Source organism: Achromobacter sp. FW305-C-30-7, from assembly GCF_058783105.1.
Genome location: NZ_JBYSYI010000002.1, coordinates 377,380 through 400,450, shown reverse-complemented (window position 1 = coordinate 400,450; position 23,071 = coordinate 377,380). Strand labels below are relative to the sequence as shown.

Genomic DNA, 23,071 nt, shown 5'->3' with positions numbered 1-23,071 from the left:
TTCCCTCGTTTCATGCCATGGCCACTCATAGAGTATGCATCCTGCCCGTGCCGAACTTCCAGCTCCTCGACATGGCCGGGCCGCTGTCAGTCTTTCAGATCGCCGCCGAACTGGTGCCGGGCGCCTATGAGGTAGCCGTGGTGTCGGCCGAGGGCGGGCCGGTCCGCTGCTCGGCTGGCGTGCCCGTGCTGACGCGTCCCTGGCGCGGCCTGCGCGCCGATACCGTGCTGGTGCCGGGCGGTCAGGGCGCGCGCGAGCCCCAGGCTGCGCCGGCCATGCTGGCCTATCTGCGCGGCGCGCATGCGCGCGGACGGCGCGTGGCCAGCGTCTGCACGGGCGCTTTCGTGCTGGCGCAGGCCGGCATCCTGCAGGGGCGCCGGGTGACGACCCATTGGCGCCACGCCGCCGAATTGCAGCAGCGCCATCCGGCACTGGCGGTGGAGGCGGATCGCATCTATGTCGAGGACCGCACGGTGTGGACCTCGGCGGGCATCACGGCCGGCATTGATCTCGCGTTGGCCATGGTGCAGGCCGACCACGGCGAGGCGGTTGCCCGAGCCACCGCCCGCGAGATGGTGGTCTATCACCGGCGCACGGGCGGGCAATCGCAGTTCTCGGTCCTGCAAGACCTGGCGCCGGCCAGCGGACGCATGCGCGAGGTGCTGGCCCACGTCGGCCAACATCTGGATAAAGTGCTGGACATCGAGCGCCTGGCCGCCGTGGCCTGCCTGAGTCCGCGCCAATTCTGCCGCCAGTTCAAGCTTGAAACCGGCCAGACTCCGGCCAAGGCCGTGGAGCGGGTGCGCGCCGAGGCCGCACGCGAACTGGTAGAAGAAGGCGAAGCCGGCATGGACGCCATCGCGCGCCGGGTGGGTTTCGGTGATACGGAACGCATGCGCCGCGCCTTCATCCGCATTTACGGGCAACCGCCACAAGCCATGCGGCGCGGCGCGCCCACATGAAAAAAGCCCCTGCGCTGCAGGGGCTTTCTTCGGTGCGGCAACTGATATGTCAGTTGAAGGGGTTCCACCAGCTCTTGTCGGCCTTCAGGCCCTTGGTCTTGAATTCGCTGTTGGGGAAGTTCTTGTCGTACACGCGCTGCGAGTCGTTCTTCAGTTCGGTCATGCCGAGCTTGTCGTAGGACTCGACCATCAGGTAGAGCGCTTCCTCGGTGGCGGGGGCGCCTTCGAAGTCGGTGATGACGGTTTGCGCGCGATTGGCGGCGGCCACGTAGGCACCGCGCTCATAGTAGTAGCGGGCGACGTGTACTTCGTTCATGGCGATGGTGTTGACCAGCCAGGCGACGCGCTTCTCGGCGTCCACCGTGTACTTGCTGTCCGGGTAGCGCTTGATCAGCTCGTTGAACGCGTCGTAGGACGCGCGCAGACCCTTGGGATCGCGTTCCGCGGGATCCTGGCCGGTAATGCTGCTCATGAAGGCGCTGGCCGGGGTGAAGTTGATCAAGCCCTTCAGGTAGAGGGCGTAATCGGTGCCGGGATGGTTGGGGTAGAGCTGCTGGAAGCGGTCGATGGCGGCCAGGGCCTGTTCGTTTTCGCCGTCCTTCCAGTTGACGTAGGCGAGCTCAAGCAGGGCCTGCTGCGCGTAGACGCCGAAGGGGTAGCGGCTTTCGATCGCGGTCAGCCGCTCGCGCGCTTCTTTCCAGCCGCCCGAAGACATTTCCGCCTTGGCGTCCGCGTAGAGCTGTTCGGCGCTCCAGTTGGTGGTCTTGTCATATTTGCTGTTGGTCGAGCCGCAACCGGCGATGACCATGACGGCAAACAGCGCGATAACCACGCGCAAAACCGGCCCGCTTCGGGAGGCGGGATTCGAGGGAGCTGCGGAGTGGTGAATCACGAGAATCGTATCCTTGGTGTTAGCATGCAAGGCTGATTATATGATTTGTCTCCATGTCTGATACAGCCTCCGGCGCGGATCTCGTTTCTGATGATGAACTCCTGGGTAATTCCGAGGATTCTCCCCAGGGGGAACCGCAATTTGTAACCGTGCCTTCCAGCACGCGCGCTGACCGGCTGGACAAGGTGCTGGCGGGGCTGTTGCCCGAGCATTCCCGTGGCCGGCTGCAGGGTTGGATCGAGGCCGGCAACGTCCACGTGAACGGCAAGCCCGGCAAGGTGCGCCAGACGGTCGGTCCCGGTGATGAACTCACCGTCTGGCCTCAGCCCGCGCCTGAATCCCTGGCTTTCGCGCCCGAACCCGTCGATTTCGCAGTCGTCGACGAAAGCCCCGACTGGATCGTGGTGAACAAGCCCGCGGGCCTGGTCACGCACCCCGGCGCCGGCAATTGGAGCGGCACGCTGCTAAACGGCCTGCTGTACCGCTATCCCGAACTGACCCAGGTGGCGCGTGCCGGCATCGTGCATCGGCTGGACAAGGACACTTCCGGCCTGATGGTCGTGGCGCGCAACGAAACTGCCCAGACGCATCTGGTGCGCCAATTGCAGGCGCGCAGCATGGGCCGGGAATACGTGGCGCTGGCCCATGGCTGGCTGGCCGCGGCCGGCAAGGTCGATCGTCCCATCGGCCGCGATTCGCGCGTGCCGGTGCGCATGAGCGTGGAACGCCCGGTGGCGCCCAAGCCGGCCATTACCCATTACGCGCCCGCTCGCCGCGGCGAAGCGGATCCCGGCGGCCGCGTCACCGAAGTGGTGTGCCGCCTGGAAACCGGCCGCACCCATCAGATCCGCGTGCACATGGCAAGCCTGGGGCATCCGCTGCTGGCCGATACGCTTTACGGCGGCAAGAACATCGTGGGCGCGCAGCGGCAGATGCTGCATGCGCGCGCGCTGCATTTCGAAGATCCGGGCGGCCGCGGCGAAGTCGAGTTCGCCGCAGCCGTGCCTCCCGACATGGGCTTGGTCCAGGAAGAGATCGCATGGAACGCGTAGTGGCAGGCCTGCCGGTAGTGACAGGCCCGGAATGGGCGGGCGTGAACTATTTCTGCACGACCCGGGCAGGGGGCGTCGGCGTCGCGCCGCACGACACCTTGAATCTGGGTCGCCGCGCTGGAGACGATCCGGACACGGTCATTGAAAACCGGCGCCGCGTGCGTGCCGCGCTGCCCGCCGAACCCCTGTGGCTGCGCCAGGTCCACGGCAGCGAAGTCGTGGACGCTGATCAGGCCGACCTCCCGGACGAGCCGGCGGTCGATGCCAGCGTCACGGCGCGGCCCGGCCGCGTCCTGGCCGTCATGGTGGCGGACTGCCTGCCGGTGGTCATCGCCGACGCGCAAGGCACGGTGCTGGGCGCGGCGCATGCCGGCTGGCGCGGCCTGTCGGGCGGCGTGCTGGAACATACGCTGGCCGCCATGCGCGCCAAGGCGCCGCAGGCTTCGGGCTGGCGCGCCTGGGTCGGACCGGGCATCGGTCCGCAGGCGTTCGAGGTCGGCCAGGACGTGCTGGATGCCTTCTCCCAGGACGATCCCGCGGCCTTGCGCTACTTCACGCCGCGGCCCGGGCTATCCGGAAAATGGCTGGCCGATCTCGCCGGATTGGCTGATTTCCGCCTGCGCCGCGCCGGAGTACAAGATGTCTCCTTGAGCGGACTGTGCACGGTGGCCGGGGCCGATCGATTCTTCTCGTACCGCCGTGATGGCGAAACCGGACGCATGGCGTTGCTGGCCTGGCTCGGCGGGGTTTGATCTGGCGCAAGGCCCGCGGCTGGGCTTGCGGCGTACCCTGGCAGGCCTCCTTGTATACCCGCATTGACAGCCCCGGACCCGGAATGCAACATCAATCGCGTAGTTTCGATAACAAGGTGTCGAAGTGAATGCCAATCTCTCCGCAGGGCCCATTCCGGTGAGCGTGGCACCGGAAGTCCTGGCCGACATACAGGCCGAATTCTCCCGCGAGTGGCAACGCCTTTGCGATGACGCCCGCCGTGGCGCGCTTGCGCCGCCGCCAGACCGCCGCTTTTCCGGCGATGCCTGGGCCTCCCATCATTCGCACCTGCTGCTGGCGCACACCTACCTGCTGTCGGCCCGCGCCATGTCGCGCATGGTCGATGCAGCCCAGGTCAGCGAGCCCATGCGCGACCGCCTGCGCTTTTCCATCATGCAATGGGTCGACGCGCTGTCGCCGTCGAACTTCCTGGCGCTGAACCCGGATGCCCAGCAATCCATCGTCGAAAGCGCCGGACGCGCGCTCAACGAAGGGCTGGCCAATCTGCTGGGCGACGTCAAGAAAGGCCGCATCACGCAGACGGACGAATCGCAGTTCGAGATCGGCCGCAACGTCGCGGTGACGCCAGGCGAAGTGGTGTTCGAAAACCGGCTGTTCCAGCTCATCCAGTACGCGCCGTCGACGGCCACCGTGCACGAGCGTCCGCTGGTCATCGTGCCGCCCAACATCAACAAGTTCTACATCCTGGACCTGCAGCCCGAGAACTCCTTCGTGCGGCACGCGGTGGGCCAGGGCTATACGGTGTTCCTGATTTCATGGCGCAATCCGGTGTCCAGCGATACCGATGGCGTGGACCGCGCGACTTGGTCCGATTATCTGGACGACGCAGTGCTGCAGGCGCTGCGCGTGGCTAGCGACATTACCAAGCAGCCGCAGGTCAATGCGCTGGGCTTCTGCGTAGGCGGCACGATGCTGGCCTCCGCGCTGGCGCTGGCCGAGGCGCGCGGCGAGCACCCCGTGGCTTCGCTGACCCTGCTGACCTCGCTGCTCGATTTCCACGATACCGGCGTCCTGAACGTCTTCGTCGACGAGGCCCATGCGCTGCTGCGCGACCATCAACTGGGCCAGGGCGGCCTGATGCCCGGGCGTGACCTCGCCACCACCTTCTCGTTCCTGCGGCCCAATGAATTGGTCTGGAACTATGTCGTGGGCAACTACCTGAAGGGCCAGAAGCCGCCTGCGTTCGACCTGCTGTTCTGGAATGGCGACAGCACCAATCTGCCCGGACCGTTCTTCTCCTGGTACTTCCGCAATACCTACCTGGAGAACAACCTCAAGGTGCCGGGCCGGGCGCAGGCCGCGGGCATGCCCCTGGACCTGACGCGGCTGGAAATGCCGGCGTACATCTTCGGGTCGCGCGAGGACCATATCGTGCCCTGGGTCTCGGCCTATGCGTCCACCCAGGTGCTGCGCGGCCCGCAGCGTTTTGTGCTGGGGGCTTCCGGCCACATCGCCGGGGTGGTGAATCCGCCGGCCAAGAAGCGCCGCAGCTATTGGGCGGCTGACAAGCTCGAACAGTCGGGCCATCATCTGCCTGGCGATCCGAACGCATGGTTCGCGCAGGCCGTCGAAACGCCGGGCAGCTGGTGGCCCGATTGGGCTGGCTGGCTGTCGGGCCATTCAGGCAAGCAGGTCAAGGCGCGTGAAAAATTGGGCAATGCCAAGTACCGGCCGATAGAGCCGGCGCCTGGCAGGTATGTGAAAGTCCGGGCAGCCTGAAACCGCGATCAGCGGTTAGGCCCGGATAGAAGAAGGTTAATTAACGAGGCGTCCGTCGCACACAGGAGGAAGTCCAATGAGCGGAAAACTGGCTTACGTAACAGGCGGGATGGGCGGTATCGGCACCTCTATTTGCCAGCGCTTGGCCAAGGAAGGCTTTCGCGTGGTGGCAGGTTGCGGCCCCAGCCGCAATTACCAGCAATGGCTGGACGAGCAGGCAGCGCAGGGCTATACGTTCTACGCGTCCGTGGGCAACGTGTCCGACTGGGACTCCACGGTAGAAGCCTTCGAACGGGTCACGAAGGAACTGGGCCCGGTCGACGTGCTGGTCAACAATGCGGGCATCACGCGCGATGGCCTGTTCCGCAAGATGAGCGCCGATGATTGGCGCGCGGTCATCGACACCAACTTGAACAGCCTGTTCAATGTGACCAAGCAGGTCATCGAAGGCATGGTCGAGCGTCAGTGGGGCCGCATCATCAACATCAGCTCGGTCAACGGGCAGAAGGGGCAGTTCGGCCAGACCAACTATTCCACGGCCAAGGCCGGCATCCATGGCTTCACCATGGCGCTGGCCCAGGAAGTGGCCAGCAAGGGCGTCACCGTCAATACGATTTCGCCCGGCTACATCGGCACCGACATGGTCCGCGCCATCCGTCCCGACGTGCTGGAAAAAATCGTTGCCACCATCCCGGTGCGCCGCCTTGGCACGCCGGAGGAAATTGCTTCCATGACGGCGTGGCTGGCCTCGGACGAGTCCGGCTTTTCGACGGGTGCGGACTTCTCGCTCAACGGCGGCCTGCACATGGGCTGACGCATCGCGGGCCGCCAGCGGGCGGCCCGTCGGTACCGGAGGGCCTCGGGGAGAGGGCCCTCCGGATTACAATAACCCTATTCCAAGCCTTAGAGATCGCCCGATCCGGGGACAACCATGACGCAAGCACAAACCGGCGCCAGCCTGCGCCTGATTAAAAAGTACCCCAACCGTCGTCTGTACGACACCCGGACCAGCACCTACATCACCCTGGCAGATGTCAAGCAACTGGTCCTGGCCAATGAAGAATTCCAGGTCGTCGATGCCAAGAGCAGCGAAGACCTGACGCGCAGCATCCTGCTGCAGATCATTCTCGAAGAGGAAAGCGGCGGCATGCCGATGTTCTCGTCGAACATGCTTTCGCAGATCATCCGTTTTTACGGCCATGCCATGCAGGGCATCATGGGTTCCTACCTGGAAAAGAACATCCAGGCCTTCATCGAAATCCAGCAGCGCATGGCGGAACAGTCCAAGGGCCTGTACGGCAGCCAGTTCGGTCCCGAGGCCTGGGCGCAGTTCATGAACGTGCAGACGCCCATGCTGCAGAACATGATGAACAACTACATCGACCAGAGCAAGAATCTGTTCGTGCAGATGCAGGACCAGATGCAGGATCAGACGCGCGCCATGTTTTCGACCTTCCCGTTCACGCCGGGCGGCACGCAAGGTTCCGGACGCAAGTAGCGGCGGGGCCGCGCCCTGCACGGCCTCATCGATCAAGCACCCCAACAGCCGGATAGCGGTCCGGTTCTTGGGGTGTTTTTCATCCTCGCGCGCCGGCCCTGGCGCGCGGCATGTGAAAGAACAGAATCCCAGGAGCGCATGCATGAGACTGAACAAGGCGTTTTCCCGCTTGGCCTGCACCGCATTGGCCGGGCTGACGGTCCTGTCCGCGTCGTCTGCCGCCTGGGCCTGCACGCGCGTGGTCTTCCACGGCGCCGGCGATCAAGTGGTCACGGCTCGTTCGATGGACTGGAAGAACGACATCACCAGCAACCTGTGGGTGCTGCCTCGCGGCATGGCGCGCAGCGGCGAGGCCGGCCCGAATTCCCTGCGCTGGACCTCGCGCTACGGCAGCGTGGTCACGTCCGGCTATGACGTCTCCACCACGGACGGCGTGAACGAAGCGGGCCTGAGCGCCAATCTGCTGTGGCTGGCGGAATCGCAGTATCCGCAGTTCGACGCGCGGAGCAAGCCCGGGCTGACCATCGCCGCGTGGGCGCAGTACGTGCTGGACAACTACGCCACCGTCAAGGAGGCCGTGGCGGCGCTGGAACAGGAGCCCTACACCATCGTCTCGGACAACGTGCCGGGGGAGGACCGCCTGACGACGCTGCACCTGTCGATCTCGGACGCGAGCGGCGACAGCGCCATCATCGAATACATCGGCGGGCGCCAGGTGATCCACCACAGCCGCGATTACCAGGTGATGACCAACTCGCCTCAATTCGAGCAGCAGTTGGCGCTCGACGCTTACTGGCAACAGATCGGCGGCACCACCATGCTGCCGGGCACCAACCGCGCGGCGGATCGTTTCGTGCGGGCATCGTTCTATATCAACGCCATTCCCAAGGACCCTGATCCCAACAAGGCGCTGGCCAGCGTCTTCAGCGTGATACGCAATGTCTCGGTGCCCTACGGCATCAGCACGCCCGGGCAGCCCAATATTTCGTCCACCCGCTGGCGTACTGTTTTCGACCATCAGCGCAAGCTGTATTTCTTTGAATCGGCGCTGACGCCCAATACGTTCTGGGTGGATCTCAAGGCCGTGGATTTCAGTCCGGAAAGCGGCAAGGTGCTGAAGCTGGACCTGGGCCCGGACCAGCGCCACACGTATGCGGGCGACGCCACTCGCGCCTTCCAGCCGTCGGCGCCATTCAAATTTCTCGGACTCTGAAGGGGCGAACCGGACCTCTTGCACCGCTTGATCAAACGCAATGATCCGCTGATTTTCCTGGCTTCAGGTTCAGGGTTCTGTCAGTTGATTTGGTTACATTAATGAAAACGGTTCTTGTTTGTATTTTACGAGCCGTCGTCTCATTCGTGTCTCAAGGATTATGCACATGATCAAGAAAGCCTTGGCCCTGGCCATTGTCGCCCTGAGCGTTTCCGCCGCCAACGCGGCCGAATACCCCATCGGCAAACCGGTGGAAAAAGGCGGCATGGAAATCGGCGCGGTGTACCTGCAGCCGATCGAAATGGACCCCCCCGGGATGATGCGCCCGGCCAAGGATTCGGATGTGCACCTTGAAGCCGACATCCACGCCACCGCCGGCAACAAGACGGGCTTCCCCGAAGGCGAGTGGGTGCCTTACCTGGTCGTGAAGTATGAAATCCAGAAGGTCGGCAGCCAGAACGTGCAGAAGGGCACCTTCATGCCGATGGTCGCCAACGACGGCCCGCACTACGGCGAGAACGTCAAGCTGGAAGGCCCGGGCAAGTACAAGCTGAAGTACTCGATCCTGCCCCCGACCGCGGACAAGATGAGCCACTTCGGCCGCCACGTCGACAAGGAAACCGGCGTGGGCCCCTGGTTCGAACCCTTCGACCTGGAATATGAATTCGTCTACGCCGGCACCGGCAAGAAGGGCGGTTACTGATCGTGCGCAGCCTGCTACGCCTTGTCGCCGCATTGCTGATCGGCTTGGCCGGCCTGGCCGGCGGGGCGCCGGCGCAGGCGGACGAACTGCCCACGTTCACGCTGAGGTTCAAGCCGGACGGCACGTTCGAGCCCGCCACGCTGGAAGTGCCGGCGGGCCGCTTCAAGATCGAGCTCATCAACGAGAGCAACGAGCCGGTGGAATTCGAAAGCATTCCGCTGCGCAAGGAGAAAGTCCTGGGGCCGGGCGTGAAGTCCTTCGTGGTCATCACCATCTCCCGTCCCGGCGAGTATCCCTTTTTTGATGACTTTCACCAGAGCGTGAAAGGCACCTTGGTCGTCAAACCCAAGGAATAAGCGGTAGCAATATATGGAACAGGTCCTCTTTATCGTCTGGCGTGAAAGCGTCGAAGCCATGCTGGTGGTGGGCATTCTGTACACCTGGCTGCGCTCCACGCCCGAGGGCAAGCGCGGCCTGACCTACCTGTGGGGCGGCGTTGCCGCGGGCCTGGCGCTGGCCGTGGCCTTGGCGCTGGTGCTGCTGGGCGTTTCCAACTGGCTCAGCGACGAAGGCCAGGAATGGTTCCAGGCCATCATGTCGCTGGCCGCATGCGCGCTGGTGGTGCAGATGGTCGTCTGGATGAAGAAGCACGGCCGCACCCTCAAGGGCGAACTCGAAAGCGGCGCCCGAGCTTCGGTCGCCAGCGACAACTGGTGGGGCCTTTTCGTATTGGTCGCGATTGCCGTGGCGCGCGAAGGCAGCGAAACCGTCGTATTCCTGTACGGCACCGTGTCGGCAGGCGAGGGCGGCAGCGACATGCTGATGCTGGCGCTGGCCGGCGCGGCCGGTTTCGTCGTGGCGCTGTTGACGTTCTGGCTGCTGCAACTGGGCGGCAAGCTCATTACCTGGCGCCGCTTCTTCCGCGTGACTGAAATCCTGTTGTTGCTGCTGGCCGGATCGCTGCTGGTGGGCGGTCTGGATCACCTGATTTCGCTGGACGTCCTGCCGACCATCGTCGATCCGGTCTGGGACAGTTCCTGGCTCTTGAGCGACAGCACCGGCGTGGGCAAGATCCTGGCCGATTTTGCCGGCTATCGCGCGCTGCCTGCGCTGAGTTCGGTGCTGTTGTGGGTGGCTTACTGGATCATCGTGTGGGCGCTGCTGCGCTGGGTGGGAGGCAAGCCCGCAGGCGCTGCCACCGCCGCTCGCAGTGCTTCCTGAACCCGACTATTGCCGGACTGAATATTTGAAGGTTTGACCATGGCAGCTGCACTCGGGAGGGCGACCTCCCGTATCGCCGACTTCCTCCGTGACCATGCCCCGCTGTTGCGCAAGCTGCAGTGGGGCATTGTTGCGATGTACGCGTTCCTTTTGATCGTGCCCGCGATCCTGCCTTTGCCGGACAACGCGGCCTCGGTGTTCAACAACCTGACCATCGTCGCGCAGTTCGCGTTCTGGGGCGTGTGGTGGCCGTTCGTGCTCATCTCCATGCCCATCCTGGGGCGGGCCTGGTGCGGCTGGCTGTGTCCCGAGGGCATGCTGACAGAATGGGCCAGCGAACGCGGCCAGGGACATGCGATCCCGAAATGGATGCGTTGGGGCGGCTGGCCATTCGTCGCGTTCGCGCTCACGACCGTGTACGGCCAACTGGTCAGCGTGTACCAGTATCCCCTGGCGGTGTTGGCGGTGCTGGGCGGGTCCACCGTGGCGGCCATGATCGTTGGCTGGCGCTATGGCCGCAGCAAGCGCGTGTGGTGCAAGTACCTGTGCCCGGTCAACGGCGTGTTCAATCTGCTGGCCAAGCTGGCGCCCTGGCACTTCAAGGTCGACGAAGAGAAGTGGCGCCATCCGGTCATCCGAATCGAACCCATCAACTGTGCGCCGCTGGTGCCGCTGCGCCACATGAAGGGCGCGGGCGATTGCCATGTCTGTGGGCGCTGCAGCGGCTATCGTGGCGCGATCGAGCTGACGCCGCGTTCGCCCGAAGAAGAGATCGTGCATGTCACCCACGGCGACCCGTGGCAGACGGCGCTGCTGTGCTTCGGCCTGATGGGCATCGCGATCGGCGCCTTCCTCTGGAGCGCCAGCCCCTGGTATGTGACCGCCAAGCAGTGGGCCGCGACCTGGCTGGTCGAACACGACATCATGTGGCCGCTGCTGGACAACGCGCCCTGGTTCATCCTGACGCATTACCCGGAAGTGAACGACAGCTTCTCATGGCTGGACGGCGCGGGCATCCTGATGTTCGTCGTCGGCGCCACGATCTGTGTCGGCGGCGCCTCCTTCCTGTCGCTGTGGATCGCCGACCGACTGGCGCCCGCCGCGCCTGTGGCAGGCGAGCCCGTGACGCGCTGGGGCCGTCCCGGCCTGCACAAGCTGGCGCAGGCCCTGATCCCATCCGCCGGCATCGGCGTGTTCCTGGGCCTGTCGGCCACCACGGTCAATCTGCTCAAGCACGAAGGGATGCAAGCCGCCTGGGCCGCGCCCGTGCGCTTCACGCTGCTGAGCCTGGCGGTGCTGTGGACGCTGCGCCTGTTTGCGCGGCTGCTGAAGCCGCGCCTGGCGAGCGCCTGGCGCAAAGGCCTGGCCTGGCTGGTGCTGGCGGCCGGCCTGACGCCGTTCTGCCTGGCCTGGGTGCTGTTCTTCGCGGTCTGGTAGCCCGCGTCCGAGGCATGCGATAAAGTGGGGTATTGCGCCGGCCGAGGCCGGCGCAGTTCTTTCAACTATCGCATCCGCCATGGCCTCCTACGCTTTCCGCCTGCTCAACGTCTTCGCGTCCTCCACCTTCAGCGGCAACCAGCTATGCGTGTTCGAAGACGCGCGCGGCATGGACGACGCCACCATGCTGAACCTGGCGGCGCAGTTCAATCTGTCCGAAACGACCTTCATCCTGCCGTCCGACCAGGCGGCGGCGCGGGTGCGCATCTTTACGCCGGGCTTCGAGATGAAGTTCGCGGGCCACCCTACGATCGGAACCGCGCAGGTCGTGCGAGATTTGCGGCAGACCGGCGATGAACTGACCCTGGAGTTCGCCGCCGGCGTGGTGCCGGTGACGGCGCGCGGCGACGCCTGGACCTTTACCGCGCCGTGCCCGGATGGCGTGCGCACCGCGGCGCCGGCGCGGGAACGCACCGAGATAGCCAGTTTGCTGGGCCTGGACGCCGACGATATGTTGGGTGATCCGATCTGGATGGACACGGGCGCCGACCAGTTGCTGGTGCCGCTGGCCAGCGTGGAAGCCGTGCGCCGCGTTGCGCCCGACGCTTCCCGGCTGGACCGCTGGCAGGCCAACAGCCTGGGCCGCAAGGTCATGTACACCTTTGCCTTTGACGACAGCCGTCAACAAGACGGCAGGCAGGTGGTGGTGGCGCGCTACTTCTACGCCAAGGCAGGCGGCGGCGTGAACGAGGATGCCGGCACGGGTTCCGCCTGCGCCAATCTGGGCGGCTGGCTGCGGCATCAAAAGCGTCCCTTGCCCGCCAGCATTCTGGTGGAGCAGGGCGACCAGATGGGCAGGACCTGCCGCCTGCTGCTGGACGTCCAGGCCGATGGCCGGATCCAGGTGGGCGGACGCGCGCTGGAGATAGGCCGCGGCGTGGTCGATATCTGAAATCAAGAGGCGGAAAGGGCAGAGCCCTGCTGCACGCCCATGAACAAAGCGGCGCCTGTGTCCGACACAGGCGCCGCTCTGCATTTCAGGAAAGGGCTTGAGCCCCCGAGGCTTACTTCTTGTTCTTGGCCGGGTCGACCTTGATGTTGTTCATCACCTGCTTGACGCCTTCGACGCCGCGCGCCACGGTGGCGGCGTGATCGGCCTCGGCCGCGGTGCCGACGGTACCCGTCAGCTTGGTGACGCCAGCATTGGTTTCCACGGCAATGTCCAGCGCGCTCAGCTGCTTGTCGGCCACGATGGCGGCCTTGACCTTGGTGGTCACGGTGGCGTCGGACGCGTACTCACCCACGGACTGTTTCGGCTTGCCGTCGTCGGCGGCAAAAGCCATGGAAGTGAAGACGGCGCCCGTGCCCAGTGCAGCGGCGGCGATCAGCTTGCGGAATTCCATAGTCATGCTCCTTGTTAGTGGTTCAGCGCGTCGAGACGCGGGGATTGCGTAGAGTCTTGGGTGCGAGTTCTATTTCTTGCGGAATGCGCCGCCGAGGATGGACAGCAGCGCCAATACCAGGAAGACGAAGAACAGGATCTTGGCGATACCGGCAGCGCCGGCGGCGATGCCGCCGAAGCCCAGGACAGCCGCGATGATGGCGATGACGAAGAAAACTACGGCGTAGTGCAGCATGTCAGCTTCTCCTGGTGGTTGGACGGATCAAGGATTACGGTCGAAGAAATCGCGGACTTCCTTCTCTGCCTGTTCCTTGGTCTTGCCGTAACGCTCCTGGATAAGGCCCGCCAGACGTTCGGCGTTGCCTTCGGTGCGGGTCAGCTCGTCGTCGGTGAGCTCGCCCCAGGCGGCCTTGGCCTTGCCTGCCAGTTGCTTCCACTTGCCAGCGATGATGTCGTTATTCATGGTGACCTCTCCTGTTGCTAGCGGCATCCGGTTTGCGGCCTGTAAACCGGGCTGTCGCGGTTGAGTGGGACACTGATCAGCTAGGGCCTGCATCGAGGTTGAAGAGATTCGATCCGTGCAGGCCATGCACTTACCGTACGAGCCTGCCGCGCGGGCGTCAAACCTGGCTGTGGGCAAATGTAACTGTGTGGCGGCGGCAAAATGGGCGGGTTTCCTCCCGGGGGAGATTGCAGGCGTACTACCTGTCGGAGTTACATTCCGGCAATGTCTCGTCCTCTTTTGAGCGAGCTTGGTAACTGGATCAATGACACCTTGTTGGGCATCGAAACCATGAGACGGTTGCGCGGGTGGTGGTCCAAAATAAAGCGGCGGCCGTGTCCGACACGGCCGCCACTTTATTCTCCAGGACGAGGCTCGAATAGCCCTCGTGTTGCTTCTTGTCCGCGGTCGGGCATACATTCACGCGCGGACTGCTTTATCTCGTCGTCAAAGGCAACAGCGGTGGAAGTGGAGACTCCGTCCGTGCCTGGGCGCAGCAGATGGCGAGACCGTCGAGGCGAGTTCTATTTCTTGAGGAGCGCGCCGCCGAGATAGGAGAGCAGCGCCAGCACTATGAAGACGATGAACAAGGTTTTGGCGATGCCAGCGGCGCCAGCGGCAAGGCCGCTGAAACCCAGAATGGCGGCGATAACCGCGATGACGAAGAAGACTACGGCATATTGCAGCATGTTAGCTTCTCCTGAAGGTCGAACAGGTTGGGATGCCTTGCACGGAAGTCCGGGACTTCCATTTCAGCTTGCTCTTTGGTGTTGCCATAACGTTCCCTGAATCAAGCTAGCCAATTGCTGGGCGCTTCCTTTCGAGTGGGTCAGCAGCTGGTGTTGCGGTTTTCAACCGTATTGTGTCAGTTGGATGGAGTGTCTTTTACACTACGAGTTTACGGCTCGGCCTGTCAAACTTTGTCGTGGGGAAATGTAACGACTGGCGGGGCTGAAACTCTGCAGTTTCGGACGAGAAGAAGGTGCAGGTGCACTAGGACCGACCGTTACATCACGGCAATGTCTTGTCGGCTTTTGAGGGTGGCTGGTAACTGGATCTGCGAGATCCGAGCGAGGGCCCCTCGTAGTTGGCTAGCCGGCAGGCGTGACGGTATAGTCACGACGGAACCCGCAAGCAGGTTTGGCCTTCAGGAACAGGAATAGGAACTCGCATGACGCAACGACTTTGCAGCGCTATCTTGCTGGCGCTGGCCGCGATGGCGGCGATGGGATGCACGCACGTGACAGACCGCTATCAGGCGGCCGCGCCCGTGGTGTCGTCCAGCAGTTGACTGGCTCGCGCTGACGCAAACGGGGCACCCATGGGCGCCCCGTTTGCGTTTCTGGAGCCGCGTGCGGCTCAGGCTTGCGCGATGCGGCGCGCGATGTGATCCAGCGCCTCTTCCACCTGGTCGACCAGGATCAGGCACAGGTCGCCGGCGCCCAGGCGCGCCAGCGCCGTGTCGATGGCGAGAAACTCGCCGTGGATCTCTTCGACGTGCTTGCTGCGGCTGGCGTTGACCAGGCCTTGCTGCAGCAGGGCCAGCACCTCGCCGTCGGCGCGGCCGCGCTGGCATTGGTCCTGGTAGAGCAGCACGTCGTCGAAGGCGTCGCCGAGGATCTCGGTCTGCATGCGGATGTCTTCGTCGCGTCGGTCGCCCGCGCCGCTGATGACCACGGAACGGCGCTTGGCGGGCATGGCGTCCACCGCGCGCACCAGGGCCAGGATGGCATCGGGGTTATGGCCGTAGTCCGCGATCACCGTGGCGCCGCGGTAGTCGAACACGTTGAAGCGTCCGGGCGCGGTCTGGGCGTCGTTGACGAAGGTGGCCAGGCCGCGGCGGATGATGTCCGTGTCCAGGCCCAGCGCCCAGGCGGCGGCGATCGAGGCCATGGCGTTTTCGACCTGGAAGGTGATGGTGCCGTTGCGCGTGAGCGGAATGGCGGCCAGCGGGTAGCGGGTCTCTTCGGCGCCTTGCTGCGCGGTCACGATGGCGTCGCCGTCGCGATACACGCAGCGCAGGCCTTGCGCGCGGTGCGTGGCCAGCACGGGATGATTGCGGTCTTCGGCGAAGTAGGTGATAGATCCCGGGCAGCTCGCGGCCATTTCGGCCACGATGGGGTCGGCCGCGTTCAGCACCGCGGTGCCCGAGGGATGCACGTGCTGCACGATCACGCGCTTGACCACGGCCAGGTCTTCGACCGTGCTGATGTAGCCCAGGCCCAGGTGGTCGCCCATGCCGATGTTGGTGACGATGGCCACGTTGCAGCGATCGAAGGCCAGGCCTTCGCGCAGGATGCCGCCGCGCGCGGTTTCGAACACGGCCGCGTCCACGTCCGGGTGCATGAGTACGCTGCGGGCGCTGCGCGGGCCGCTGCAATCGCCGGTGTCGATGCGCAGGTTGTCGACGTAGACGCCGTCGGAGTTGGTCATGCCGACGCGGTTGCCGGCAGCGCCCAGGATGTGGGCGGTCAGGCGCACCGTGGTGGTCTTGCCATTGGTGCCGGCCACGGCCACGACCGGGATGCGGCCGTCGTCGCCGTCTGCGTACATATTGGCGATGATGGCTTCGCCCACGGCGCGGCCTTTGCCGAAGGACGGGTTCAGGTGCATGCGCAGGCCGGGCGCGGCGTTCACTTCCACCACGCCGCCGTTCTGCTCTTCAAGCGGGTAGAGCACGCTCTCCGCGACCACGTCCACGCCGCAGATGTCCAGCCCGATCATGCGCGCCGCCGACACCGCGCGCGCAGCCATCTCCGGATGCACTTCGTCGGTCACGTCGGTGGCGGAGCCGCCGGTGCTGAGGTTGGCGTTGTTGCGCAGGAAGATCAGGGTGCCGGACGGCGGCACGGAGTCGGCCTCGAAGCCTTGCTTTCTGAGCGTGGCCAGGGCGATGTCGTCGAAGCGGATCTTGGTCAGCGAGGTCGCGTGGCCGTCGCCGCGCAGCGGGTCCGCGTTGACCTGGTCCACCAGTTGGCGGATGGTCTGCACGCCGTCGCCCGTGACCTGCGGCGGATCGCGGCGCGAGGCCGCGACCAGCGCGCCGCCGACCACCAGCAAGCGGAAATCGTGGCCTGGGATGTAGCGTTCGACGATGACCTCGGAGCTGATTTCCTCGGCCACTTCAAAGGCCTGGATCACGCGCTCGCGGGTTTCGATGTTGACGGCCACGCCGCGGCCCTGGCTGCCGTCGCGCGGCTTGACCACGACCGGGCCGCCCAGTTCCTCGGCCGCGGCCCAGGCTTCCTCGGCGGTGGTGACCGAGCGCCCCATGGGCACCGGCACGCCGGCCGAGTCCAGCAGCATCTTGGTCAGGTCCTTGTCCTGCGCGATGGACTCGGAGATGGCGCTGGTCAGGTCGGTTTCGGCGGCCTGGATGCGGCGCTGCTTGCTGCCCCAACCGAACTGCACCATGCTGCCCTGGGTCAGACGGCGGTAGGGGATGTTGCGGGCGGTGGCGGCGTTGACGATGGAGCCGGTGCTGGGCCCCAGGCGCACGTCTTCGTCCAGCTCGCGCAGGCGCTTCAAGGCATCGGCGAGATCGAACGGCGTGTCGTCCAGCGCGGCGCGCACCAGCACTTGCGCCAGTTCCATCGCCAGCATGCCGACTTCCTCTTCGCTGTACTCGACCACCACCTGGAACACGCCAGGCTCGATGGTGGAGGCGGTGCGGCCGAACGTGACGGGGCAGCCGGCGTGCGCCTGCATCGTCAGCGCGACGATCTGCAGCACGTGGGCGATGGAGACCGCGCCCTGATGGCCTTCGGGACGCAGCAGCCCGGTCTGGGGCAGCCGCGCGCGCAGGCGTGCTTCAAAGTCAGGCAGATTGTCGATGGAGCATTCGGCGTCGGCGCAGGAAACGATGGCCTCGATCGCCGTGTTCTTGCTCCACAGATTGGGGCCGCGCAGTGCTCGGATACGGGAAACTTCCATGGCAGGTATTCCTGTCTAGCTCACGCGCGCCCCGCTAGTGCGAGGGCGCGCGCAGATATTGTCAGTATTGCTGAATCCAGCGGCGGACCAGATCGATGGTGGGGCCGGAGAAGGCCTCGTCGGACTGCAACAAGACGAAGTCGCCCGCGGCGATGCCGTCGAGCTGGCTCTGGATGGCCTTGCCGTGGTCGGGCTCTTCCTGGATGTCCTTGACGCGGGCGCCTTGCGCCAGGCCCTGGCGCAGCAGCGCGCGCGCCTCGCCTTCCGGGCGCTTGCTGCGCACGGTCAGATCGTCGTAGAGCACCACGCGGTCGAAGGCGTCGCCCAGCAGCTTGCCCTGCTCGATCAGGTCCGCGTCGCGGCGGTCGGCGCCGGCCGAATAGACGGCGGCGCGCGTGGTCGAGGGGAACTGGTCGATGGCGGCGATCAGGGGGCGCAGCGCCGAGGCGTTGTGCACGTCGTCGACCACCACGGTGCTGCCGTTGCGTTCGAACAGCGTGAACTGCCAGGGCGCATCGGCCTGGTCGATATCGAAGGTTTCGATGCCGGCGCGGATCAGCGCCACGGGAATGTCCAGCGCCCAGGCCGCGCCCACCGCGGCCAGCACGTTTTCGACCTGGAAGGCCACGCGTCCGCCATGGGTCAGTGGGATCGCGGCCACGGCGGCCAGGCGTTCCTCGCGGCCGCCTTGCGCCAGCACGATGTCGCCGTCGCGCACGAACACGGCGCGGCCGTCCTGCTGCAGATGGGCCGCGATGGCAGGCAGGGCGGGATCGATGCCGAAGAAGATGACTGCGCCGTCGGACAGTTCGGCCATTTCGACCACGCGCGGATCGCGCGCGTTCAGCACGGCGGCGCCGCCCGGCAACACCACGTCCACCTGCGTGCGGAACACATTGAACATGCGCTCCGTTTCGTTGATGTCGAAGTCGCCGAGATGGTCGGCGTCGTCGATGTTGGTGACCACGCCCACTTGGCAGCGGTCATAGGCCAGGCCCTGGCCCAGGATCACGCCGCTGTCGTTCTCGATGACGGCGGCGTCCAGGTTGCGGTTCATCAGCAGGCGCGTGCCCGAGGCGAAATCGGCGCGGTCGCCCTTTTGCACCTGGCGGCGGTCCAGATAGAGGCCTTCGCTGCAGGCCAGGCCGGTGCGCTTGCCGGACAGGCTCAGCAGGCGGGCCACCAGACGCGCCACCACGGTCTTGCCGTTGGTGCCGGTTACGCCGACGATGGGGATGCGGCCCGCATCGCCTTCCGGGAACAGATGGTCGACGATGGCGCGGCCCACGGGACGCGGCGTGCCGTCGGCCGGCTTCAGGTGCATCAACAGGCCGGGGCCGGCGTTGACTTCGACGATGGCGCCGCGCTGTTCTTCCAGCGGGCGGGAGATGTCTTCGGCCACCAGGTCCACGCCGGCGATGTCCAGGCCCACGATGCGCGCGGCCAGGGTCACGGTGGCGGCGATGCTGGGATGCACGCGGTCGGTGACGTCGAAGGCGACGTTGCCGCTGCGCTGCACCAGCACGTGCTGGCCTTCGGGCGGAACGCTGTCTTCCGTCAGGCCCTGGCGCGCGATTTCCAGCCGCGCGGCGGAATCGAGGCGCACCGGGTTCAGCGGGTGGTTCTCGGTGCGGCCGCGGCGCGGGTCGGTATTGATCTGGCTGTCGATGAGTTCGGTGATGGTCGACTTGCCGTCGCCCGTCACCCAGGCCGGTTCGCCGGCGGCGGCGGCCACCATGCGGTCGCCGACGACCAGCAGGCGGTGCTCGTTGCCCAGCACGAAGCGCTCGACGATGACGCCGCTGCCCTCGTCCACGGCCACGCGGTAGGCCGACACCACTTCCTCACGCGTCGTCAGATTGGTGAAGACGCCGCGGCCGTGGTTGCCGTCGTAGGGCTTCACGACCACCGGCAGGCCGATGTCCTCGGCGGCTTCCCAGGCGTCGTCCTCGCTGCGCACCAGACGGCCTTCGGGCACCGGCACGCCGCAGGTCGACAGTAGTTCCTTGGTCAGGTCCTTGTCGCGCGAAATGCCTTCGGCGATGGCGCTGGTGCGGTCGGTTTCGGCGGTCCAGATACGGCGCTGGGCCGAGCCGTAGCCGAACTGCACCAGGTTGCCTTCGAACAGGCGGATGTAGGGAATGTCGCGGTCGTCGGCGGCATCCACGATGCAGGCGGTGCTGGGGCCGAGACAGTGCTTGTCGATCAGGCTGCGCAGCTTGGCGATGGCGGCGGGCACATCGAAGGGACGGTCTTCGATGGCGGCCATGACCAGGTCGCGGGCTTCGTTCAGGGCGGTGCGGGTGACCTGTTCCTGCCAGGCGCGCACCACGACCTTGTAGACGCCGCGGGTGGAGGTTTCCCGGGCCTTGCCGAAACCGCCGCGCAAGCCGGCCAGGTTCTGCAGTTCCAGGGTGACATGTTCAAGAATGTGGCCAGGCCAGGTGCCTTCCTTCAGGCGCGACAGAAAGCCGCCCCGGACTCCCGGGCTGCAACGGTGTTCGATCAGGGTCGGCAGCCATTCCGTCAGGCGTTCGTAAAAGCCGGGAATGGTGTTGGAGGGGTAGTCCTCCAGTTCGCCGATATCCACCCACGCTTCGAGTACCGGGCGGTACGTCCAAATGTTCGGGCCGCGCAAAGCCACGACATCGAGAAATTCAATGTCTTTCTTTTTCATGTTTTAATTTACGAGAGAAGCAGGTTGGCACGCGCGGACGCCCCTATGCAAGACCGCGAATTTATTGGGGTTGCGCCTTTAGAATAATGCCAACGAGTGGGGGATCCCAGATATTCCTAATTAGAAAAATCGGCTGCTACTATACGACGCCTTCAAGGCGTGAAATCGTTATGTTGTAAGGAAGGGACACGTTTGCCGCCAGTCCTGGTAGCGAACCGGTTGCCGCCTAGTAGGGCAGAGTCCTGGCCCGGTATGCGTTCCAATGAAAAAACCAAACCTGCTTTCCGGCCTTGCCGAAGCCTTTCCTGCCCGCTGGCGCGATGAAATCAGCACCGAATTGGCGGATGGCGAAACCTTGTTGGCCTGGGTTGAAATAGACCTGGATCAGCGCCTGAAGTTCCGCCCGGGGCTGATCGCCGCCACCGATCGCCGGCTGCTGGCCCGCCATTCCGACGAGCCGCGCTGGGAATCCTGGGTATATGGCCCCCAATTAAAGCTCAGCCTGACCGACCACGCCGGCGCCGCGTTGCTGGAATTGCACGACGACGACTCCCGCCTGGGCGTCTGGCGTTTCACGCTGGCGCGCAATCCGGAAGCGCTGCGCCTGCTGGCGCAATTCGAGACCCAGCAGGCCATCCGTTTGTCCGGCCATCAGGTCGAGGAACTGGCGGAACGCACCTGCACCATCTGTAATAACGTTATCCCGGCGGGCGAGGAAGAATGCCCGACCTGCAACCAGGAGCAGGCGGCGCCGTCGTCCACCTGGGCGCTGCTGCGCCTGTGGCGCTTTGCCCGGCCTTACCGCGGCCCGCTGTTGGCAGGTTTCGTCCTGACGCTGCTGGGCACGGCCGCCACCCTGGTGCCGCCCTACCTGACCATGCCGCTGATGGACGACGTGCTGATTCCGTTTCAGAACGGCGCGCCCATCGACTACGACAAGGTCCGCCTCTACCTGGGCGGGCTGCTGGCCTCGGCGTTCCTGGCCTGGGGCCTGGGCTGGGCCCGCACCTATATCCTGGCCTGGGTCAGCGAGCGCATCGGCGCCGACCTGCGCACCACGACTTATGAACACCTGCAACAGCTGTCGCTGGAGTATTTCGGCGGCAAGCGCACGGGCGACCTGATCTCCCGCATCGGCAGCGAGACCGACCGCATTTGCGTGTTCCTGTCGCTGCACCTGCTGGATTTTGCCAACGACATCCTGATGATCGTCATGACCGCGGTCATCCTGGTGTCCATCAACCCGTGGCTGGCGCTGGTCACGCTGGTGCCGCTGCCGTTCATCATCTGGATGATCCACGCGGTGCGCGACCGCCTGCGCCATGGCTTCGAGAAGGTCGACCGCATCTGGTCGGAAATCACCAACGTCCTGGCCGACACCATCCCGGGCATCCGCGTGGTCAAGGCGTTCGCGCAGGAAAAGCGCGAGGTGGCGCGTTTCCGCGAAGCCAACAACCGCAACCTGGAAGTCAACGACCGTGTGAACACCACCTGGTCGCTGTTCTCGCCCACCGTCACTTTGCTTACGGAAGTGGGGCTGCTGGTGGTGTGGATCTTCGGCATCTGGCAGGTGTCGCAGAAGCAGATCACGGTCGGCGTGCTGGCTGCCTTCCTGGCCTACATCGGGCGCTTCTACATGCGCCTGGATTCGATGAGCCGCATCGTCTCGGTCACGCAGAAAGCGGCCGCCGGCGCCAAGCGCATCTTCGACATCCTGGACCACGTGTCCAGCGTGCCGGAACCGCAGAACCCGGCCAAGCTGCCGCACATCAACGGCCGCATCGAATTGCGCGACGTGGGTTTCCGCTACGGCAACCGCCAGGTCATCCGCGGCTTGAACCTGACCATCGCTCCGGGCGAAATGATCGGCCTGGTGGGCCACAGCGGTTCGGGCAAGAGCACCCTGATCAACCTGATCTGCCGCTTCTACGACGTATCCGAAGGGGCGGTGCTGGTGGATGGCGCCGACATCCGTTCGGTGCGCGTGGCGGACTACCGCCGCAATATCGGGCTGGTGCTGCAGGAGCCGTTCCTGTTCTTCGGCACCATTGCCGAGAACATTGCCTACGGCAAACCGGACGCTACCCGTGACGAGATCGTGGCCGCGGCGCGGGCCGCGCATGCGCACGAATTCATCCTGCGGCTGCCGCACGGCTACGACTCGCTGGTCGGAGAACGCGGCCAGGCCCTGTCCGGCGGCGAACGCCAGCGCATCTCGATCGCGCGCGCGCTGTTGATCGATCCGCGCATCCTGATCCTGGACGAGGCCACTTCGTCGGTGGATACCACCACCGAAAAGGAAATCCAGAAGGCGCTGGACAACCTGGTGCGCGGCCGCACCACGATCGCCATCGCCCACCGCCTGAGCACCTTGCGCAAGGCGGACCGCCTGGTGGTGCTGGACCGCGGCCAGATCGTGGAGCAGGGGCCGCACGAAGAACTGATGGCCCGCGAGGGCGCCTACTATCGCCTGTACCAGGCGCAGGCGCGCCAGGCCGAGGCCGACGCGCAGGCGTCGGGCAGCGAAGACATGGCCGCCGTGGCCTGACGCGGAACCGGAATTATCGCCATGACCTTGCCGTCTTTTCAGTTGCGCCGCAATGCCTTCGGTCGTCTGGAGTTCCAGGCCGCCGGTGGCGAAACCCATGAAGGCGTGCTGCCCGTGCGCGCCTTTCCCATCAGCGAGCCGGGCCGCGGCCTGTCGCTGGTGACGGTGGATGGGCATGAACTGCTCTGGATCGAACACCTGTCCGACGTACCGGCGCCGCAGCGCGCGCTGATCGAGGAGGAACTGGCGAGCCGGGAGTTCATGCCCGAGATCCGCAAGCTGGCCAGCGTCTCCACCTTCGCCACCCCGAGCACCTGGCAGGTCGATACCGACCGCGGCCCGACCTCGTTCACGCTGCGCGGCGAAGAGGACATCCGCCGCCTGAGTCCGCAGACCCTGCTGATCGCAGACAGCCATGGCATCTTCTATCTGGTGCGCGACATCCAGTCCTTGGACAAGCACAGCCGCAAGCTGCTGGACCGCTTCCTTTAGGGCCTTTGCAAGGCGCTTTTTGGCGTGA

Annotated in this window: 21 protein-coding genes; 14 read left to right on the top strand and 7 right to left on the bottom strand. The window is 65.1% G+C overall.

Features of this window, described 5'->3' with window-relative positions; all coding sequences use genetic code 11:
• Nucleotides 1-17: 17 nt before the first annotated feature.
• Complete coding sequence (locus AC3WOB_RS08845; RefSeq protein WP_492274771.1) at nucleotides 18-962, top strand: GlxA family transcriptional regulator; 945 nt, start codon at nucleotides 18-20, stop codon at nucleotides 960-962.
• A 49-nt stretch (nucleotides 963-1,011) separates the two neighbouring features.
• On the opposite strand, the gene AC3WOB_RS08840 is transcribed toward AC3WOB_RS08845, so the two are convergent.
• Nucleotides 1,012-1,770 (bottom strand): outer membrane protein assembly factor BamD, encoded by a 759-nt coding sequence (locus AC3WOB_RS08840; protein ID WP_237710019.1) that lies wholly within the window; start codon nucleotides 1,768-1,770, stop codon nucleotides 1,012-1,014.
• Between the two features lie 137 nt (nucleotides 1,771-1,907).
• Between AC3WOB_RS08840 and AC3WOB_RS08835 the strand changes: the two genes are divergently transcribed.
• The 11 genes from AC3WOB_RS08835 to AC3WOB_RS08785 all read left to right on the top strand — a co-directional run bounded on the left by AC3WOB_RS08835 (nucleotide 1,908) and on the right by AC3WOB_RS08785 (nucleotide 12,441).
• Nucleotides 1,908-2,906 (top strand): RluA family pseudouridine synthase, encoded by a 999-nt coding sequence (locus tag AC3WOB_RS08835; protein ID WP_492274770.1) that lies wholly within the window; start codon nucleotides 1,908-1,910, stop codon nucleotides 2,904-2,906.
• Complete coding sequence (gene pgeF / locus AC3WOB_RS08830) at nucleotides 2,894-3,658, top strand: peptidoglycan editing factor PgeF (RefSeq protein WP_492274769.1); 765 nt, start codon at nucleotides 2,894-2,896, stop codon at nucleotides 3,656-3,658. The genes AC3WOB_RS08835 and pgeF overlap by 13 nt, the downstream gene beginning before the upstream one ends.
• 124 nt (nucleotides 3,659-3,782) lie before the next feature.
• Nucleotides 3,783-5,417: a class I poly(R)-hydroxyalkanoic acid synthase gene (gene phaC / locus AC3WOB_RS08825; RefSeq protein WP_013392343.1), complete on the top strand. Its 1,635-nt coding sequence runs from the start codon at nucleotides 3,783-3,785 to the stop codon at nucleotides 5,415-5,417.
• Nucleotides 5,418-5,493: 76 nt separating this feature from the next.
• A complete protein-coding gene (gene phbB, locus AC3WOB_RS08820) occupies nucleotides 5,494-6,231 on the top strand; it encodes an acetoacetyl-CoA reductase (RefSeq protein ID WP_013392344.1) in 738 nt (245 codons plus the stop codon).
• Between the two features lie 117 nt (nucleotides 6,232-6,348).
• Nucleotides 6,349-6,915, top strand: coding sequence for a polyhydroxyalkanoate synthesis repressor PhaR (phaR, locus tag AC3WOB_RS08815; RefSeq protein ID WP_013392345.1), 567 nt, complete (start codon nucleotides 6,349-6,351; stop codon nucleotides 6,913-6,915).
• A 142-nt stretch (nucleotides 6,916-7,057) separates the two neighbouring features.
• On the top strand, nucleotides 7,058-8,128 hold the full coding sequence (locus AC3WOB_RS08810; protein WP_013392346.1) for a linear amide C-N hydrolase: 1,071 nt from the start codon (nucleotides 7,058-7,060) through the stop codon (nucleotides 8,126-8,128).
• Between the two features lie 166 nt (nucleotides 8,129-8,294).
• A complete protein-coding gene (locus AC3WOB_RS08805) occupies nucleotides 8,295-8,831 on the top strand; it encodes an iron transporter (protein ID WP_013392347.1) in 537 nt (178 codons plus the stop codon).
• Between the two features lie 2 nt (nucleotides 8,832-8,833).
• On the top strand, nucleotides 8,834-9,187 hold the full coding sequence (locus AC3WOB_RS08800) for a cupredoxin domain-containing protein (protein WP_013392348.1): 354 nt from the start codon (nucleotides 8,834-8,836) through the stop codon (nucleotides 9,185-9,187).
• A gap of 13 nt (nucleotides 9,188-9,200) precedes the next feature.
• The gene (locus AC3WOB_RS08795) at nucleotides 9,201-10,052 is read left to right on the top strand and encodes an FTR1 family iron permease (protein WP_492274768.1); all 852 of its coding nucleotides are present in this window, start codon (nucleotides 9,201-9,203) and stop codon (nucleotides 10,050-10,052) included.
• A 39-nt stretch (nucleotides 10,053-10,091) separates the two neighbouring features.
• Entirely contained in the window at nucleotides 10,092-11,489 is a 1,398-nt protein-coding gene (locus tag AC3WOB_RS08790; RefSeq protein WP_492274767.1) for a 4Fe-4S binding protein, read from the top strand.
• A gap of 79 nt (nucleotides 11,490-11,568) precedes the next feature.
• Nucleotides 11,569-12,441, top strand: coding sequence for a PhzF family phenazine biosynthesis protein (locus AC3WOB_RS08785; RefSeq protein WP_492274766.1), 873 nt, complete (start codon nucleotides 11,569-11,571; stop codon nucleotides 12,439-12,441).
• A gap of 112 nt (nucleotides 12,442-12,553) precedes the next feature.
• On the opposite strand, the gene AC3WOB_RS08780 is transcribed toward AC3WOB_RS08785, so the two are convergent.
• The 6 genes from AC3WOB_RS08780 to cphA (AC3WOB_RS08755) form a co-directional block, all read right to left on the bottom strand.
• Nucleotides 12,554-12,892, bottom strand: coding sequence for a BON domain-containing protein (locus AC3WOB_RS08780; RefSeq protein ID WP_013392352.1), 339 nt, complete (start codon nucleotides 12,890-12,892; stop codon nucleotides 12,554-12,556).
• A 69-nt stretch (nucleotides 12,893-12,961) separates the two neighbouring features.
• Entirely contained in the window at nucleotides 12,962-13,126 is a 165-nt protein-coding gene (locus AC3WOB_RS08775) for a DUF1328 domain-containing protein (protein WP_006389411.1), read from the bottom strand.
• Between the two features lie 27 nt (nucleotides 13,127-13,153).
• Nucleotides 13,154-13,354 (bottom strand): CsbD family protein, encoded by a 201-nt coding sequence (locus AC3WOB_RS08770; RefSeq protein ID WP_013392353.1) that lies wholly within the window; start codon nucleotides 13,352-13,354, stop codon nucleotides 13,154-13,156.
• A gap of 563 nt (nucleotides 13,355-13,917) precedes the next feature.
• Entirely contained in the window at nucleotides 13,918-14,082 is a 165-nt protein-coding gene (locus AC3WOB_RS08765; protein ID WP_492274765.1) for a DUF1328 domain-containing protein, read from the bottom strand.
• Nucleotides 14,083-14,752: 670 nt separating this feature from the next.
• A complete protein-coding gene (gene cphA, locus AC3WOB_RS08760; protein ID WP_013392354.1) occupies nucleotides 14,753-17,326 on the bottom strand; it encodes a cyanophycin synthetase in 2,574 nt (857 codons plus the stop codon).
• Between the two features lie 61 nt (nucleotides 17,327-17,387).
• A complete protein-coding gene (gene cphA, locus AC3WOB_RS08755) occupies nucleotides 17,388-20,003 on the bottom strand; it encodes a cyanophycin synthetase (protein WP_492274764.1) in 2,616 nt (871 codons plus the stop codon).
• Nucleotides 20,004-20,265: 262 nt separating this feature from the next.
• Here cphA (AC3WOB_RS08755) and AC3WOB_RS08750 point away from each other — a divergent pair, with 262 nt between their 5' ends.
• Nucleotides 20,266-22,551, top strand: a complete 2,286-nt coding sequence (locus AC3WOB_RS08750) for a cyanophycin metabolism-associated ABC transporter (RefSeq protein ID WP_013392356.1) — start codon at nucleotides 20,266-20,268, stop codon at nucleotides 22,549-22,551.
• A gap of 21 nt (nucleotides 22,552-22,572) precedes the next feature.
• Nucleotides 22,573-23,043 (top strand): cyanophycin metabolism-associated DUF1854 family protein, encoded by a 471-nt coding sequence (locus AC3WOB_RS08745; RefSeq protein ID WP_013392357.1) that lies wholly within the window; start codon nucleotides 22,573-22,575, stop codon nucleotides 23,041-23,043.
• Nucleotides 23,044-23,071 lie beyond the last annotated feature (28 nt).

Bases quoted from the DNA above. Each gene is read 5' to 3' on its own strand.
- AC3WOB_RS08780 (WP_013392352.1), bottom strand. From the start codon at position 12,892: ATGGAATTCCGCAAGCTGATCGCCGCCGCTGCACTGGGCACGGGCGCC.
- AC3WOB_RS08810 (WP_013392346.1), top strand. From the start codon at position 7,058: ATGAGACTGAACAAGGCGTTTTCCCGCTTGGCCTGCACCGCATTGGCC.
- AC3WOB_RS08745 (WP_013392357.1), top strand. From the start codon at position 22,573: ATGACCTTGCCGTCTTTTCAGTTGCGCCGCAATGCCTTCGGTCGTCTG.
- AC3WOB_RS08835 (WP_492274770.1), top strand. From the start codon at position 1,908: ATGTCTGATACAGCCTCCGGCGCGGATCTCGTTTCTGATGATGAACTC.
- AC3WOB_RS08770 (WP_013392353.1), bottom strand. From the start codon at position 13,354: ATGAATAACGACATCATCGCTGGCAAGTGGAAGCAACTGGCAGGCAAG.
- AC3WOB_RS08805 (WP_013392347.1), top strand. From the start codon at position 8,295: ATGATCAAGAAAGCCTTGGCCCTGGCCATTGTCGCCCTGAGCGTTTCC.
- AC3WOB_RS08775 (WP_006389411.1), bottom strand. From the start codon at position 13,126: ATGCTGCACTACGCCGTAGTTTTCTTCGTCATCGCCATCATCGCGGCT.
- phbB (WP_013392344.1), top strand. From the start codon at position 5,494: ATGAGCGGAAAACTGGCTTACGTAACAGGCGGGATGGGCGGTATCGGC.
- AC3WOB_RS08845 (WP_492274771.1), top strand. From the start codon at position 18: ATGGCCACTCATAGAGTATGCATCCTGCCCGTGCCGAACTTCCAGCTC.
- AC3WOB_RS08795 (WP_492274768.1), top strand. From the start codon at position 9,201: ATGGAACAGGTCCTCTTTATCGTCTGGCGTGAAAGCGTCGAAGCCATG.
- AC3WOB_RS08785 (WP_492274766.1), top strand. From the start codon at position 11,569: ATGGCCTCCTACGCTTTCCGCCTGCTCAACGTCTTCGCGTCCTCCACC.
- AC3WOB_RS08840 (WP_237710019.1), bottom strand. From the start codon at position 1,770: ATGGTCATCGCCGGTTGCGGCTCGACCAACAGCAAATATGACAAGACC.
- pgeF (WP_492274769.1), top strand. From the start codon at position 2,894: ATGGAACGCGTAGTGGCAGGCCTGCCGGTAGTGACAGGCCCGGAATGG.
- cphA (WP_013392354.1), bottom strand. From the start codon at position 17,326: ATGGAAGTTTCCCGTATCCGAGCACTGCGCGGCCCCAATCTGTGGAGC.
- AC3WOB_RS08765 (WP_492274765.1), bottom strand. From the start codon at position 14,082: ATGCTGCAATATGCCGTAGTCTTCTTCGTCATCGCGGTTATCGCCGCC.
- AC3WOB_RS08750 (WP_013392356.1), top strand. From the start codon at position 20,266: ATGAAAAAACCAAACCTGCTTTCCGGCCTTGCCGAAGCCTTTCCTGCC.
- AC3WOB_RS08790 (WP_492274767.1), top strand. From the start codon at position 10,092: ATGGCAGCTGCACTCGGGAGGGCGACCTCCCGTATCGCCGACTTCCTC.
- cphA (WP_492274764.1), bottom strand. From the start codon at position 20,003: ATGAAAAAGAAAGACATTGAATTTCTCGATGTCGTGGCTTTGCGCGGC.
- phaR (WP_013392345.1), top strand. From the start codon at position 6,349: ATGACGCAAGCACAAACCGGCGCCAGCCTGCGCCTGATTAAAAAGTAC.